Origin of the sequence: Longitalea luteola (genome assembly GCF_017356035.1) — a bacterium.
In the GTDB taxonomy this organism is placed as follows: domain Bacteria; phylum Bacteroidota; class Bacteroidia; order Chitinophagales; family Chitinophagaceae; genus Niastella; species Niastella luteola.
This window is the reverse complement of the sequence record NZ_JAFIQX010000008.1, coordinates 1-17,078: the sequence shown is the minus strand read 5'-3', so window position 1 is coordinate 17,078 and position 17,078 is coordinate 1. Positions and strand designations below refer to the sequence as shown.

11 protein-coding genes are annotated in these 17,078 nt (G+C 47.5%); 7 read left to right on the top strand and 4 right to left on the bottom strand.

Annotated elements, in window-relative coordinates:
• The first annotated feature begins 7 nt into the window (after window positions 1–7).
• From JUB15_RS18760 to JUB15_RS18740, 5 genes are all read left to right on the top strand, one after another.
• Window positions 8–1,453, top strand: coding sequence for an FGGY-family carbohydrate kinase (locus tag JUB15_RS18760; protein ID WP_207514051.1), 1,446 nt, complete (start codon window positions 8–10; stop codon window positions 1,451–1,453).
• A gap of 152 nt (window positions 1,454–1,605) precedes the next feature.
• Window positions 1,606–3,063, top strand: coding sequence for an FGGY-family carbohydrate kinase (locus JUB15_RS18755; RefSeq protein WP_207514050.1), 1,458 nt, complete (start codon window positions 1,606–1,608; stop codon window positions 3,061–3,063).
• A complete protein-coding gene (locus JUB15_RS18750) occupies window positions 3,056–3,652 on the top strand; it encodes a histidine phosphatase family protein (RefSeq protein WP_207514049.1) in 597 nt (198 codons plus the stop codon). The genes JUB15_RS18755 and JUB15_RS18750 overlap by 8 nt, the downstream gene beginning before the upstream one ends.
• 22 nt (window positions 3,653–3,674) lie before the next feature.
• Complete coding sequence (locus JUB15_RS18745; protein ID WP_207514048.1) at window positions 3,675–4,613, top strand: glycerophosphodiester phosphodiesterase family protein; 939 nt, start codon at window positions 3,675–3,677, stop codon at window positions 4,611–4,613.
• Between the two features lie 342 nt (window positions 4,614–4,955).
• Window positions 4,956–7,994, top strand: a complete 3,039-nt coding sequence (locus JUB15_RS18740; RefSeq protein WP_207514047.1) for a glycosyl hydrolase — start codon at window positions 4,956–4,958, stop codon at window positions 7,992–7,994.
• Between the two features lie 53 nt (window positions 7,995–8,047).
• Here JUB15_RS18740 and JUB15_RS18735 read toward each other — a convergent pair whose 3' ends face one another.
• From JUB15_RS18735 to JUB15_RS18725, 3 genes are all read right to left on the bottom strand, one after another.
• The gene (locus JUB15_RS18735; protein WP_207514046.1) at window positions 8,048–8,482 is read right to left on the bottom strand and encodes a response regulator; all 435 of its coding nucleotides are present in this window, start codon (window positions 8,480–8,482) and stop codon (window positions 8,048–8,050) included.
• Window positions 8,483–8,908: 426 nt separating this feature from the next.
• Window positions 8,909–11,152, bottom strand: coding sequence for a CRTAC1 family protein (locus JUB15_RS18730; protein WP_207514044.1), 2,244 nt, complete (start codon window positions 11,150–11,152; stop codon window positions 8,909–8,911).
• Window positions 11,153–11,259: 107 nt separating this feature from the next.
• Window positions 11,260–11,769, bottom strand: a complete 510-nt coding sequence (locus JUB15_RS18725; protein WP_207514042.1) for a hypothetical protein — start codon at window positions 11,767–11,769, stop codon at window positions 11,260–11,262.
• A gap of 416 nt (window positions 11,770–12,185) precedes the next feature.
• Here JUB15_RS18725 and JUB15_RS18720 point away from each other — a divergent pair, with 416 nt between their 5' ends.
• On the top strand, window positions 12,186–15,008 hold the full coding sequence (locus JUB15_RS18720) for an FAD-binding and (Fe-S)-binding domain-containing protein (RefSeq protein ID WP_207514041.1): 2,823 nt from the start codon (window positions 12,186–12,188) through the stop codon (window positions 15,006–15,008).
• A 585-nt stretch (window positions 15,009–15,593) separates the two neighbouring features.
• Entirely contained in the window at window positions 15,594–16,655 is a 1,062-nt protein-coding gene (locus tag JUB15_RS18715; RefSeq protein WP_207514039.1) for a response regulator, read from the top strand.
• A gap of 26 nt (window positions 16,656–16,681) precedes the next feature.
• On the opposite strand, the gene JUB15_RS18710 is transcribed toward JUB15_RS18715, so the two are convergent.
• Window positions 16,682–17,078: hypothetical protein (locus JUB15_RS18710; RefSeq protein ID WP_207514037.1), on the bottom strand; the 397-nt coding region annotated here is incomplete at its 5' end.

Here is a 17,078-nt window from a genome sequence, read left to right as displayed (position 1 = left end):
GTAAACTATGACTGCAAAAGAAGCATACATTGTTATTGATATTGGCACCGGCAACGTGCGGGTGGCTGCAGTGAGCACCAATGGAACGGTGCTGGGGGTTGCCCGGGAAGATATTCAATATATCCGCGATGAAAAATATCCCGATGCCCTGTATTTTGATGCCAACGGATTATGGAAACAGGTAACCGGCCTGGCCAGGCAAGTGATCGATGGCTTACCCGGTATACAGGTGCGGGCATTGACCGCTACCAGCCAGCGCGAGGGTATTGTGTTGCTGGGAAAAAATGGCGAGTCGCTGGTAGGGTTGCCTAATATCGATCATCGCGGCCGCGAATGGGAAGAAATCCTGCCTGATAAAACGATCGTTTATAAGATCACAGGCCGTTATCCCACCTCCTTGTTTTCCGCCTTTAAATTACTCGGCATAAAAAAACGCTGGAAAGAGGTCTGGCAGCAATGTAACAGCTTTGTCAGCATCAGCGACTGGGTAGAGTTCCAATTGAGTGGTGTCATTAAATATGAGCACTCTCAGGCGTCAGAAACGTTGTTATATGATGTTGAAAAACGCCAGTGGAGCGATGCGCTTTGCGATCTGTTCAGCCTCGACAGTTCCCTGCTGCCTCCGTTGAATGATTCAGGCACTGTTCTGGGACCTGTATTGCCAGCCGTTGCCAGCGCATTCAATATCTCGAAAGAGGCGCTCGTGGTAGTGGGCGGTGGTGATACGCAGCTCGCCATAAAGAGTACGCAACCCGCCGTAGAAGACATTGTGATCGTATCGGGCACTACCACGCCCATCGTAAAACTCGTTGATACCTATCTGCTCGATGCCGGTCAGCGTACGTGGACGAGCCGCGATATTGAAGCCCACCGCCTGGTGTTTGAAGCCAATGCCGGTGTAACCGGACTGAACTTTCAGCGGCTGAAAGAGATATTTTACCCCAATGAGACCTATGCAGTGATAGAGCAGGAGCTGGCGGCTACCAAAGATGCTTTTTGTATGGCTTCCCTCGGATCGCTGGTGGCCGATGAAAAAACACCGCTGATCAAAGGCGGATTTATTTTTCCAACGCCTGTGTCGCATCAATTGACCCGTGGTCATTTTGTATGGGCCACTGTGCTGGATATCGCCTGCTCCATTGCAGAAAATTATAAGATCTTGTGCGAAGTAGCCGGCCATCAGCCCGATTATGTGTGGGCCTGTGGCGGCGGTTTGCAAAGTGTGACCCTGCGCAGTTTACTGGCCGGTCTGTTGAACAAGAAAGTGCAGGTGCGGCGGGGGTTCGAACAATCCTCGGTCATTGGCGGCGCCCTCATTTGTAATGAAGCGCTGAAACTGACTGTAGACTTTGACGATACTATTGAAGTGATCCATCCGCAGCAACAGCCCTATTGTGCAGCGTTGTATAAAGAGTGGAAGAAGACTCGAAGCTTATTCAGGAGTGTTTTGTAGTGAAAGATCGCGAAGCAGTGCGGTCGCCGGTTACCGGTTACCGGGGCGCAGCCTTCATGTATCTGATTTCCCGGTAACTGGTAACCGGTACCCCTGCAACTTGTAACCTGAAACTAGAAAGAGGAACAATATTATAGTAATAACATTCTTGAATGAACAGTCCATATTTCATAGGTATAGATATAGGCACCCAGGGAGCAAGAGCCGTGTTGATAGACGCTGCCGGAGAAGTGTTGGGCAGTGGAGAACAGGCATTTCCCCTGAGCAATCAATCGAGGGAAGAACAATCGCCGGAGTTATGGTGGCAGGATTGTGTGCTTTGTTTGCAACAGGTGATCCGGCAGGTGAAACCGCATATCAAACCGGCGGATATTCTGGCCATATCCGTAACCTCTACTTCCGGAACCATTATTCCGCTGGATACCAACAACCAGCCTTTGTATAACGCGATCATGTACAGTGATCCGCGGTCGGCAGAAGAAGCCGCCTATTGCAAAAAAATAGCCCTGGCAGAAAACAGTAATGGCTATACGGCTTTTAACGCCAGCAGCGGACTGCCGAAAATGTTATGGTTCATCAATCGTTATCCCGATAAAGCAGTCCGGTTGGGCAAATTCATTCATGCCGCTGATTTCATCATCGGCAAATTAAGTGGCCGGTACGATGTAACCGATTATACCAACGCCCTGAAGTCGGGCTACGATGTGCGGCTGAAAGAATGGCCCTCGTATATCTGGGAAAAGCTGCCCATTCAAAAAGATTGGTTGCCGGCAGTACAGGCCTCCGGCACAACGGTAGCAACAATATTACCCGAATTAGCCACCGCTTTGGGTTTGCCTGGCACCATCCAGGTGGTAGCAGGTATGACCGATGGCTGCGCAGCGCAGATCGCCTCCGGCGCGGTGCAGGTAGGCGATTGGAATACGACCATTGGAACCACACTTGTCGTAAAAGGCGTAACCACGCAGGAGATCAACGACCCGCATGGCCGGCTGTATTGCCATCGCCATCCGGAAGGGTTCTGGATGCCTGGCGGCGCCAGCAATACCGGCGCCGATTGGGTCACCCGGGATTTCGGGAATGATCTTACTGAGCTCACAAGGCAGGCCGCAGTGCTGGTACCTACGCGGCACATGGCCTGGCCGCTCAAACAAGCCGGCGAACGTTTTCCCTTCATTGCACCACAGGCAGCGGGATTTCAACCGGCCGGATTATCACGCGCGGCTTTATTTGCCGCCAATATGGAAGGCGTTGCTTATATTGAACGGTATGCGTATGAAGTGATCGAACAATTGTCGGGCGAACAGGTATCCGCCGTGTACACAGCAGGCGGCGGCAGTAACAGCGATGTATGGCTGAAGATCAGAAGTAATGTACTGCAATTGCCCGTGTACAAAATGAAACATGTTACCGGCGCCGTGGGCGCGGCGATCATTGCCGCATCGTTAACACATTTTAATTCCCTGACCGAAGCGGCCAAAGCCCTGACCCAAATTGAGAAGGAGGTTCACCCGCAACAGGAACAGGCAGCTATTTATCAACAAGATTACCAGCAATTTATTGAGATACTGGCCGCCAAAGGCTATATCAGCAAAACAGCATATGCTTAATATTTATTTGATCAGGCACGGTGAAACAGCCTGGAATGCCGATAATAACCGCTACTGCGGACGAACAGATATCCCGTTGACGGAAAAAGGCCTGAAACAGGCCGAGGCCTTGCGCCAGCAGTTACAATCCATCACCTGGGAGGGTGTTTTTTCCTCACCACTGCAACGGGCCTTTACCACTGCAAAAATTGCCAGCGGCACTACTGTCGTGAAGGATGATCGCCTGATAGAAGCAGATTTCGGTATGTGGGAACAAAAGACAAAAGAAGAATTCATGGCAGAGAATGCCCAATTGTGGCACGACTGGATGCGCGACCCCGCCAGCAACAGGGCAGGGGGCACCGGTGAAACAGGTACCGAGATCGTGTTGCGGGTAGATGATTTCTTTCAAAGCTTACAACAAAAATATCAATCCGGTAATATCCTGGTGGCTGCCCATAATGGAGTGAACCGCCTGTTCCTGGCGCATAAACTGGGCATGCCGTTGAGCAACTACCGCCGGTTCTTTATGGAGAACGCTACTGCCAGCATGTTCACCCTGGAACCCGATGGTACCTTCGTGTTACGGCACCTGAACTCAAAATTCTGATTGATCGACTAAACTTTATACAATGATCCTTCATAAAAAGATCTTGCAGCTCGCTGTTATAGCGGCCTGCTGTTATGTAGCGCCTGTTTATGGCCAATCACGTAAAATGCACGTGTTGAAGATTAATAAGCCCCAACAACTACAACAATATTTCAAATATACCGGTAACGATATTCCACTGATCAGCGGCCACCGGGGCGGACCTGGCAAAGGTTATCCGGAGAACAGCATCGAGGCCATGGCCCATACGCTGCAGTTTACGCCGGCTACTTTCGAGATCGATCCGCGCCTTACCAAAGACAGCGTGGTGGTATTGCTGCACGATGACAGCCTCGATCGTACCACTACCGGTACCGGTAAACTGAAGGATCATACCTGGGAGCAGGTAAAAAAGCTGCAACTGAAAGATGTGGACGGCAATGTGACGCCTTTTCGTGTTCCTACTTTAGAAGAAGCGATCAAGTGGGCTAAAGGAAAGACGGTGCTTATCCTCGATAAAAAAAATGTGCCCCTTGCCACCACTGCAAAGCTCATCAAAAAACATAAAGCAGAAGCCTGGGTGATGATCACGGTGCACAATGCCAAAGAAGCGAAATTTTATTACGACGATAATAAGAACGTCATGTTCGAGGCATTTGTAAAAACAAAAAAGGCTATGGAGGAATATGAAAAGGCCGGTATTCCCTGGCAACAGATCATGGCTTATGTGGGTCCGCAGGATAAACCGGAGAATAAAGAAATATTCGATCTGCTGCACCAGCGCGGCGTCATGTGTATGATCTCTACTGCACCTGTTTACGATAAACTGCCTACGCCGGAGGAACGCGCCAAAGCTTATACGCAGATCATCAAAAGTGGCGCCGACGTCATTGAAGCTGACCGCGCCATTGAAGCAGCAGCTGCCATTAAATCACTGGCCCCTTCAAACAGTGAAAAGGCGAAGTTTTTTGGGAAGAAATAAATTTCAGTTTTAAGTTCAAAGTTTTAAGTTCAAAGTTCATAGTTCAAAGTTCTCAAATATAAAGTATTTCATTTCTTATAAAGTTGGTGGTTAGGAATGAATATTACGTATTAGTAAAGGCTAGAAGTTATTAAGTTCATGAGTTATTAAGTACCCGGTTTATAAGTTGCCTGGTGGATGAGTTATGAATACATTAATGAACTGAAAGAAGCTGAAGCTTTGCGTGATGACTGGTAACCGGTAACTGGTATCCGAAACCATTCACAAAAAGCAGGAACTAACAGTTAAGAACTTAAAACTCTGAACTATGAACTATGAACTTAAAACTTTGAACTGATAAGAATGGATCGTCGCAAATTTATAAGCCTCACTTCGCTGACAACCGCCCACCTGGCTACGGCCCAAAGTGGTTTTTCACAATGGATACGCCAAAATGAAAACGACTTTGCCGGCACGCCGTCACTCAATGTGCTGAAAGAAAAATTCCTGTCGCCCGGACAGGCATTTCAACCCGGTTGTTACTGGTGGTGGTTCAACGGACTGGTAGATAAACAAGGTATTACCCGCGACCTGGAGGAATTCAAGGCCAAGGGGATGGGCGAAGTGCTGTTGATCAATTCGGCTGATGGTTTGGGCGGCGCCAGAATGCCGCAGGGTGTTAAGTTCCTGTCGCCCGAATGGCGGGAGCTCTTTCGATATTCATTACAGGAAGCGCATCGCCTGGGCATTAAAATGGGCGTGAACATGAGTTCCGGCTGGTGTATGGGTGGTCCCTGGATACCGCCGCAACATGCCTGCCGCTGGTTCCTGCAATCCAGATTAACAGTGAGCGGTCCACAAAAATTTTCCGGCAAACTACCGCTGCCGGGTAATCGCGATGGGTACGACAAGCTGGTGAATGCGCCCGGCTGGAAAGAATACATCGATCTGCCGATCGAGCAGATCGATTACCGCGATACCGCTATCGTAGCCATTCCTGCCGGTGCTAACAAAAATCCGCTAAAGAGCGATAAACGCGCAGCCCTGTTTCCTGCCAAAACCAACCGCAAAGACGCCAGCAATTTTATAAAAGCAAACGATGTAATGGGCCCTGTTTCTACGCCCTGGGAAGCCATGCCCGGCGACCAGCCCATTGCAGTGGATAAAGTAATTGATCTAACTGATAAAGTAAAGGCCGACGGTCAGCTCGATTGGGATGTGCCTGCCGGCGAATGGACCATCATTCGCACCGGCCATCGCATGACGGGTTCCAAAGTAATGATCGCACAGCCGGAAGCCAGCGGCCTGTCGGTTGACTGGTTAAGCCGTACCGGGGTTGACCTGCAGTTTGAGAACCTCGGAAAAATATTGATCCAGGAAGCAGGTGACCTGGCCGGCAAAACGCTCGTGTACCTATGCGATGACAGTTTTGAAGACGGGTTTCCCAACTGGACAGAAAACATTATTACGCATTTTAAAAAATACCGGGGCTATGATCCCGTTCCCTACCTGCCTGTACTGAACGGGTTTATCATTGGCAATATAGATATGTGCGATCGTTTTTTGAACGACTATCGCAAAACCGTAGCCGATTGTCTGGCCGATGAACATTATAAACATTTTGCCGATCTCTGCCATAGGAATGGTTTGCAGGTGCAGAATGAAGCTGCCGGTCCGAGCCGCTCGGGAACCATGTGTATGGATGCCTTAAAGAACCTCGGACGCAGCGATATGCCGCAGGGGGAGTTCTGGCTGGGTGGTAAACACGATGAAGAAGGCGGCCTCGATGAGAAATTAGGGTATGGCATGGTGCGTTTGGAAGGAGGTCAGAACAAAGTGACCAAGATGGTATCATCGGCAGCGCATATCTATGGAAAGAAAACAGCATCTGCTGAATCATTCACTTCCTTCCGCCATTGGTACGACTATCCCGGCAACATGAAACAGGCGGCTGACCGCGCCTTTTGCGAAGGCATTAACCGCTTTCTCATTCATACATCTACGGCAACCCGTGTGCAGGATGGAAAACCGGGTTATGAATATGGCGCAGGTACCCACTTCAATCCAAATGTTACGTGGTGGAACCAGGCGGGGCCGTTCCTCGACTACATCAGCCGTTGCCAGTACATATTACAACAGGGATTGTTTGTAGCCGATATCCTGTATTATAATGGTGATATAGCGCCGAATATCGTGCTGCCAAAACATGTTGACCCATCTGCCGGCAAAGGATTCGATTATGATGTGTGTAACGAAGAAGTACTGCTGACAAGGCTAAACGTCAAAAACGGCAAGCTGGTATTACCCGATGGCATGAGTTACCGCATCCTGGTATTGCCTGACACTACTTCCATGCCGGTGCCTGTATTGGAGAAAATAAAAGCGCTCGTGGCGGCCGGTGCTACCATAATAGGCCCCCGACCACAAAAGGACAGCGGTTTAAAAGATTATCCGAATTGTGATGTTCGCATAAAAGTGCTGGCCGATGCAGTATGGGGCAAATGCGATGGCAAAAACATTAAACAACATCTGTATGGCAAAGGAAAGATCTTTTGGAATGTGCCCTTGAAAGAAGTGTTGCAGGAAAAAGGGGTAGGACCTGACTTTATCTGTGACGATGAAAATGCTTTTATTGATTTCATCCACCGTACCACTGATGATACCGATATTTATTTTGTTGCCAACCGCAATAAAAGCGAAGAAAAATTAAGCTGCCGTTTTCGCAACACAGGCAGTGCGCCCGAGATCTGGGATGCTGTAACTGGTAAAATGATGCCCATAAAAACATACAGCCAGGCAAAAGGGTATACCAGTATTCCATTGGAATTTGCGCCTTTTCAATCGTGGTTCATCGTATTCAAAAAAGGGGCTGCCGTGAAAAAGCAGGCTGGCAAACCGGCTGTCTCAAATTTTCTTTCTTATGCTCCAGTGCAGGAACTCACCGGCGCCTGGAAGGTCCATTTTGATACAGCATGGGGTGGACCTGCCACCGTGGAGTTCGCCAAACTGGAAGACTGGACGCAACGCCCGGAAGAAGGCATTAAATATTATTCAGGCAGCGCTACTTATGTTAAGCAGTTCGATGCCGTCAATATTGAAACAGGTAAGCGCTATTTCCTGGAAACAGGCGTCGTAAAGAATATTGCGGAATTGACGCTGAATGGTAAAAAGCTGGGCGTTTTGTGGACGGATCCCTGGCGGGTGGAAGTGACGGAAATATTAAAAGCAACCGGTAATGTGCTGGAGATCGTAGTGGTGAACTGCTGGCCTAACCGCCTGATCGGTGATGCGGGGTTACCGCCTGAAAAGAGACGCACCCGCACCAACATAAGTTTCAAAAAAGATGCTCCGCTGATGCCGTCCGGTTTATTGGGACCAGTGAGAATACTCCGGAGCGCTTAAGGAGAACGTTTGCCCGCCGTAGCTTCAGCGAAGGCGGGCAGTTAATAAAGTAATTATCTGGGGCTAAGTATCCCGCCTTTAGGGGGACACGGGGTATTGAACAGCTTTTTCAGCGTGCCGCTGAAATCGGTATAGCTCATGGGTTTAATGACACAGGCAGAACCGAAATTTTTACAGAACTCTATATCTTCATAATTAGCCGATGTAGTGAAGATCGCTACAGGTATATCATGCCATTTCTCATTGCTGCGTATATGCTGCAAGGTTTCCCTGCCATTCATTTTAGGCATGTTCAGATCGATCATTATGAGCGATGGAAAAGGCTTCTTTTCAGATTCAAGCTGGTTAAGGATGTTGATCCCTGCCTCGCTGCTTTGCGCTTTATACAGCTTTACGTCAGGATACAATGCGTTCACTGATTCCTCGAAGATCAACAGATCATCCTGGTCGTCATCTATGTACAATATGGTAGTTATTTCACGTTGCATTGTGCTGACAATAGTTTTGCTTTGGATAAATATCCCTTATCCAGGTTTAATGGTTATTTATTTTTCCTTTTCCGTGAACAGGTTATTTCCAAAGCTGTATGGCTTCGAAGTCGATTAATGTAGGGTGTAAACGGAATACAGCAAGTCCTGATGACTGAACCTTTGCCAGTACCTGAAGTAATTCAGGATGTTTGCGATTTAGTTTGAAGATATACCGGAGCCCTGATACAATGAATGAATTATCATAAGATAATGGTTCCTTATCTTAAAACTATATAGCAATCATCTGGCCAAATTCTGCCGGATCTATGTTTACCAGTGATAATAGCGTGTAAATCAGTTAAGTCGGGTGCAAAATTAATAAGTTTTTTTACAATAAGAACAGCCGGCTTTTGTATGCCGAAGGTTTTTTTGTAGCTGTAAAAACTATTTTCCTGGCACGTCAGCCCGGGTTTGCGGAAAACAATCGATGATCTCGGGTGTTTCCCGGTTGAAATTGAAAGATTTCAGGCGTTTGCTCCAGAAAGTTTGGATCCCCTGCTGTATTGAAATGAGTGCATCAGCTGGCACCTGCTTCCATACCTGGGACGTATAAGTGCCCGGCCATTGTACAACAATTTCATCTACAATCGTTGCTGCCCCAATGCCAATATGCTGCGTTAATGGATTGGCGCCAAAGCTGCCGCCGGAATTAACGTCACGGTACACAGTGCGTTTGATCCCTTTATCTGTAAACGATATCTTCAACCGTGCGCCAATTGCCGCGCGGTTGCTGGTGGTGCCCTGCACACAAAGCAGCAAGCGGTGATTATCGTTTTGACCGGGATTGACGTACAATGCATTTTCATAAGCATCGCCCATATATGCACCACCCATTTCAATATAGATATCCTGGTCTCCATCATTATCAAGATCAACAAAAGAAACTCCATGCCCTTTTTGCAGGTTGCCAACGCGGGCAGACGTGGTTACATCGGCAAAGCGATGACCATTGACGTTTTTGAACATTTTGTTAGGCACGAGGGATGCGTATTGCGGGTTACCGGTTCCTAGGTAAAGATCGAGCCAGCCATCATTGTCTACATCGCCAAAATTGCCACCCATGGCAAAGGCGATCTTGTTCAAACCTGTTCTTGCTGAAACATCTTCAAACGTTCCGTCTTGCCGGTTACGAAACAGGTAGATCCTGCCTGAATTGCCCTGTGGAATATTCATTGCTTCCGCTGCAGCATACCAGGCGAGCGATTTGGTGAATTCATAGCCGCATGCCAGGATATCGAGCCAGCCATCATTATCATAATCAAAGAACCAGGTGGTGAAAGTGCCACCAAAATGATCACTCAGCCCGGCCTGTCTTGAAACATTTTTGAAGTGACAGGCGCCGTTCACCGATGCTTCATTTTTCAGCAGTATCTTTTTTCCGTCCAGGGTCGACAGGAAAAGATCTATCCGGCCATCGTTATCGTAGTCGCCCGAGGTTACCCCCTTTACAAAAGCGATGATATTGCAACCGGCTTTCGCGGCTGCTTCGGTAAAACTACCATCCCTGTTATTCAGATAAAGCTCACAAGGGTGTTGTTCGCCACTGTACCCTGTTTCATTGCCAATAAAAACATCCAGCCATCCATCGTTATTAAAATCGGCCCAGGTAGCTGTTTGCGTAGGGTGGAAGGAGAGCAATTTCGCTTCATGCGTAACGTCGGTAAAGCTGCCATCGCCGTTATTCCGTAAAAGCGAATTCGGTTCTTTGCCATACTGATCTTTCCAGGCGCCGCGCAGCACAAAAATATCTTTCCATCCGTCGTTGTTATAATCGGTTTGCAGCAGGTTCAGTCCACCGGTAAGGTATTTTAATCCGGAAGAAGCGGTGGCATCCTTAAATGTGCCATTGCCATTATTGATGTAATAATGCATGCCTTCCTGTAATCCCCAACTGCTGGTGACAATATCAACATAACCGTCGTTGTTGAGGTCTTCAATGATGCTACCGCCGGCCATATTTTTGATATTGATGCCTACGCGGGCAGCCAGATCAGTGAAGGGTCGAACGCTGCAGTTACTATCCGTGCCGGATATGTCAAGTAATAAATGCGGTGGCACTTTGTGCGGATAGCCCCCGGCGGCCATGTATGCAATATTCAGCAACCATCTCGATTCCAGGTCGAAGGCATCGTATTTCAATATTGTTTCGTACAGTCCAATGGCTTTTTCGGCGCCCTGTTTGTTTACGTGTACACCTTTGCCGGCAATCGGATAGATACATGATTCACCGGAATGATTATAGATGCAGTTCTTTCTTTCGCCCAGCCGAAGATGGCACATAGCCAGGGTTTTCAAGACCATTTTTTTGTGATCGAAGAGGGAGGGCGGCATATCACGAAACAGTTTTTCAAGCAACCGTATGGCTTTTTCTTCCTGCCCCAGTTCCAGGTGTGTATTGGCTATAGCAAAGATGGCGGTGGCTGAATCGGGATACGCCGTTGCCGTCTGCAACAGGGAATCATAGAAAGATAATTTTGTTTCGGAGGCAAAAGGGTTGGCCGGAACATTTGTGCGCTCTGCGACATTCGACAGCAAATTGATCATTTTTTTATTGGGCGCTGTTGGCCAGGTACAAGAGATGGCCGGCCATAACAGAATGGCCAGCCATCGAGGAAAGGCAATGGTCATGGAAGTATGTGTTGAGCTTATTATCAACAATGAGTTGAATAACAGGCTGATGGATCAATGGGCAGGGGATCTTCGCCCCCGGGTTTACTGATAAGTTGTTCGTTTTTTTAACCCTGTGGGGGATGGAAGGGGCCGGAATTATAGTTGATTGTAACCGGTGGCGCAGGATCTTCACCGCGCTGATGTGCCATCATGGAAAGAACTGCTACATCATAGAGGGTAACAGGTTGATTGTATTCATTGCCGGCCGGATTCTTTTTGAACGCCTGAAAATCTTTTTTGTTAGCGGGTACGTCATGTGCTTTACTGGCATATTCAATACGTGCGGCGGTTAGTCGGGTTTTATTTTTATTCGGCAGGCACAACAGGTACAGGGTATCGTTGTGGATCTTTCGCTTTACATAACTATAGTAGGCTCCATTCACTTCCGCTTCGCCATCTACCCGTTCATATTCGCTCCAGTTGGAAAGATAAGGCAAATGTAAAGCGATCTTCACCTCAATAAGCTCGCTGTCTTTGTAGTCGTGATTGTCCAGCTGCTTTATCAACTGCCCGTTCGAACGCTGGATGAAATATTCAAACAACAGCGTATAACCGCACAGGTTAAACAAATGCACCGTGAGCAGCAGTATGGCCAGGCATTTTTTCAGAACGAAAATTTCCTGAATTTAAAAAAAATCGTTCAAACGGTGACGCATATTTTTAATTTTGATATTTGAAATGCGTTTGTGCATGCAGGAAATAAAGGTGTTTTCAGATTTTGGTGTACGGTTAACGTTTAATGACGAAGTCGGAGGTCGGAAGTCGGAAGCTGATAAATGTATGCGTGTTTTTGCGCCTGCCTGCTGCGCCTTCCGGAGCTTCGGCGAAGCAGGCCGGTCGGCACGTTCGGCACTTTGCATTCTGCGTTCTGCGTTTCGCGTTCTGCGTTCTGCGTTCCGCGTTCTGCGTTTCGCGTTCTGCGTTCCGCGTTTCGCGTTCTGCGTTCCGCTGATATGGCTTAACTTGCAAACCGAAACCAGCAGATACCCCAATGACGAAAGAAAAGAAAATACAACAGGCCCTGGCAGCGCATTTTCCGGCAGAAAGATTGAAGACCCGGCTCATAGACCTGCACGCGTACGCATCTGATGCCAGTTTTTATACCCTGGTGCCCAGGGCCGTTGTGTTCCCGGTGAATGTGGAAGAAGTGCAGCTGCTCTTTAAGCTGGCCAAACAATACCAGACCTCACTTACTTTTCGCACCGGCGGCACCAGTTTATCGGGCCAGTCGGTAACCGATGGCATCCTGGTTGACCTCTCACGCAACTGGCCGCTGATCAAAGCGGAAATGGCCGGTGCAACAGTGCGGGTGCAGCCCGGCATCACCGGCAGCCGCGTGAATTTTTTCCTGAAACAATACAAAAAGAAGATCGGACCCGACCCGGCTTCTATCAATGCCGCCATGATGGGAGGCATTTTGTCGAACAATTCCAGCGGCATGTGTTGCGGGGTGGCTTATAATTCTTACCATACCCTTAAGTTTGTAAAGTTCGTACTGCCTAACGGCGAAGTATTCAATACGGAAAATGCAGCTGATTACAAACGCTTTGAAACCACCCAGCCGCAATTGTTTGCCGGCATTCAACAACTGGCGCAGCGCGTTAAAAGCAATCCGGCATTAACTGCCAGGATCAGGGAGAAGTATAAAATAAAGAACACGGTTGGTTACAGTATCAATGCTTTCCTGGATTATGAGCATCCGCTGGATGTGCTGGCCCATTTGCTGATCGGGGCTGAAGGTACGCTCGCCTTTATTGCGGAGGCGGTGCTGAACACCATACCCGATAAACCATACAAGAGCACCGGCCTGTTGTTCTTTGCATCACCGGCTGCCGCCTGTAACGCAATTCCCGCCTTGAAAGAAAGCGACGCTGAAGCGCTGGAGTTCATGGACAGGGCCGCCATTCATTCCATTGAAGACCTGGCCGGCGCCCCCGCCTTCCTGAAGACCCTGCCAGCCAACACCGCGGGCATCTTGTGCGAATACCAGGCCGAAACCGCGGCAGGACTGGAGGAAAAACTGACCAGGGCTGCACAATTCATAGATGCCCTACCTATAATATATAAAACCACGTTTACCACCGATGAAGCCATTCAGGCCAATTACTGGAAGCTGCGCAAAGGAATGTATCCTTCCGTGGCGGCCGTACGGCAAAAAGGCACTTCGGTGATGCTGGAAGACATTGCAGTACCGGTTGACCGCCTGGGCGATGCCATTGAAGCCCTGCAACAGCTGTTCATAAAATTTAATTACAATGATGCCATTGTATTCGGTCACGCCAAGGAGGGTAACCTGCATTTCCTGTTGACGCAATCCTTCGATACGCCCGAAGAGATAGCCGTTTTTGGCGCTTTTAATGATGCGCTGGCGGAATTGATCATCAAACGGTATAATGGAGCGTTAAAGGCGGAACACGGAACGGGGCGGATCATTGCACCCTACGTGGAAACCGAGTGGGGGAGTGATGGCTATGCCATTATGCAGGAACTGAAAGCGCTGATTGATCCCGACAATATCCTGAACCCCGGCGTGATCATCAATGCCGATAAGAACTGCCATTTAAAGAACCTGAAGCCCATGCCGGTGGTGGAGGAAGAAGTCGACAAATGCGTCGAATGCGGTTATTGTGAGAACCGTTGCCCCAGCCGCCATTTCACCCTTACGCCCCGCCAGCGGATCGTATTAAGACGTTCACTGGCAAGATTGAAAAAAGCCGGGGACACCGCTACCTATAATAGTATCCTGAAAGATTATGCCTACGATGGTCTCGATACCTGTGCAGTAGATGGCATGTGTGCTACAGATTGTCCTGTAGCTATCAATACAGGGGAACTCGTAAAGCGATTGAGAAAAGAGAACCATTCGAAAACCGGCAATGCCATTGCCATGCAGGTGGCTAAGCATTTTGGGCTGGTAGAACGGCTCATTAAAACCGGTTTACACAGCGGAAGACTGGTGAATCGCATATTTGGACGAAAAGCAATGTACCGGTTCACGACTGGTATTCGTAAGATAGCGCCTGCTTTTCCCTTATGGCCCAGCCAATTGACGGCTCCGGTGACTGTTAAACCACAATTGCCTGAGCAGGCTGATGTCGTTTATTTCGTGTCCTGCATCAGCCGCACGATGGGTCGCGATATGGAAAAACAGGAGTCGATCGTGGATGTGTGCCGCCGCCTGGCTGCCAAAGCCAACATCCGGTTATTGATCCCTTCCAACCTCACCGGCACCTGTTGCGCCCAGCCATTCGCCTCGAAAGGATTTACGCCTGCCTATCGCTATTTTGTTAACAGCACCATCGATGTTTTGTGGGAATGGAGCAAACAGGGCGCTCTGCCCATTGTGCTTGATATCACTTCGTGTACCCATTCCCTGCAGACCTGCCGGCCGCATTTGTCGCCCGAGAACCAGCTGCGGTTCGACCGGTTAAAGATCATCGACAGCCTTCAGTTTGCCACTGATATACTTATGCCGCGTTTGACTATTGTCAAAAAGAAAGCTAAGGCCGTATTTCACCCGGTATGCTCACTGCATAAGATGAATCTGAACAGGAACCTGTTACAACTCGCTGCACATACCGTAGAGGAACCTGTTATTCCTTCAACTGCAGGTTGTTGTGGTATGGCCGGTGACCGTGGGTTTTATTATCCGGGTTTAACAGCTGCAGCTACACGTGCTGAAGCAGCAGAAGTAAACAGCACTCAATGCAATGATTGTTATTCCACTGCAAAGACCTGCGAAATGGCGCTGGCTGAATCATCAGGCAAAAACTACCGCTCCGTATTGTATTTGCTCGACGAAGTATCGCAGTAATATAACGAGGTGTATTATGATCATCGCAACGTCAAAAGCGAATTTGGCGCACCTCACTCGCTATCTACTTGTTGAAGATTGAAGTAAAGTGAATCGTACTTTTTAAATTTTTTAGAATTGAAAAAAAACCTGCTGGTTCAGGATGCAAAAAGTTTAAAATTGTGCAACTTTGCATATCTCTTCCGTGTCTTACCGAAATATAATCCAGAAAACATTATTGGGAACAAATTGAATGATTGCCTATTGACTTCATAAAAATAATATGAATGGGATGGGAATAATGTATAAAATACATTATCTTTAAAATTAACCAGTCCATCAGATTCATATTGTTTATTGTAACCGAATCCTTAGCAGGTAACCAAACAATTGCTATCACTGTTTTGATTTTCATTACAGTGAATTCATTAGAGATAGTTCTCTCCGCTATATTTTTTAATAAGTACTTCTCCGAAAGCAGCTCTGACATCACCTTATTCCTATCCGTTTCATAATCTATGATATTCCTTCGAAGACTATGTCTTATGACTATGCTTGCCATGGCATGGTAAACAGCTTTATTTCATTTTTAAAACCCAACTAAACATGAAAAAGATTCTTGTAATTGAAGACAATGCCGGAATCAGGGAAAATGTTGCGGAGATACTCGAGTTGGCTAATTACAATGTATTTACTGCAGATGATGGAAAAAAAGGAATTGAGATTGCACTACAGGAAAAACCCGACCTCATCCTGTGCGATGTAATGATGCCGCATTTAGACGGCTACGGCGTTCTTCATCTCCTGCACAAGAACGAGGCTATTCGAAACACACCCTTTATTTTTCTCTCAGCCCGCACCGACCGGGCAGAAGTGCGAAGGGGCATGGAACTGGGCGCTGACGATTACATTACCAAACCATTTGAGAAAACAGAATTACTGCAAGCCATAGAATGCCGCTTAAAACGTGCAGAATGGATGAAGCAGGAATTTATACGGAAGGAAGCAGCTGCGAATGGTAGCCACCAACTGGTGAATGAACAGCCCAGGGTGGGTAATGACCGGGATATTTTAAGTTTGCTGTCTGAGAACCGGGACGTTACCAAATACAAAAGAAAACAGATCATATACGTGGAGGGCAATCGCCCCGCCAGACTGTATTACATAAAAAAAGGAAAAGTAAAAACGTATAAGACCAATGAAGAAGGCAAGGAACTGATCGTAGGGATCTATGGCGAAGGTGATTTCCTGGGTTATGTAGCCCTGCTGGAAGGCACAGTTTATAAAGAAAGGGCCGAGACCATGGAGAATACCGAGCTGGCCTTTATTCCAAAAGATGAGTTTGATGCCCTCATGAACACGCGTCGCGAGGTAGTGTACCGGTTTATGACCATGATGGCAAAGAACATTACCGAAAAAGAACAACTTTTGTTAGGACTTGCCTACAACTCCTTGCGCAAAAAGGTGGCAGACGCATTGATCACCGTAAACAGAAAATACAAAAGCTCCATTAATTTAAGCCGCGAGAACCTGGCAGCCATTGCCGGTACGGCTACTGCTTCCATGATCAGAACGCTGAGTGAATTTAAAAGTGAAAAGCTCATCGATATTCACGACGGCGCCATTACCATCCTGAACGAGAAAGAACTGGAAAATTTGTTGAACTAATTCTGAATACAAATTCCAAGAACCAATTACAAGAACCAAATAAATCCTGAATACAAATTCCAAGAACCAAATTCCAAGAACCAAATAAATTCTGAATACAAATTCCAAGAACCAAATTCCAAGAACCAAATAAATCCCGAATACAAATTCCAAGAACCAAATTCCAAGAACCAAATAAATCCTGAATACAAATTCCAAGAACCAAATTCCAAGAACCAAATAAATCCCGAATACAAATTCCAAGAACCAAAAAAATCCTGAATACAAATTCCAAGAACCAAGTAGCAAGAACCAAATAAATCCCGAATACAAATTACAAGAACCAAATTACAAGGTATCCCTACGAGCAAGTACATGTTGCATTTAAACGAAGATCTATCGAAGGTTACTTTTTGTAATGATGTGGTAAAAGCTGCTTTACTC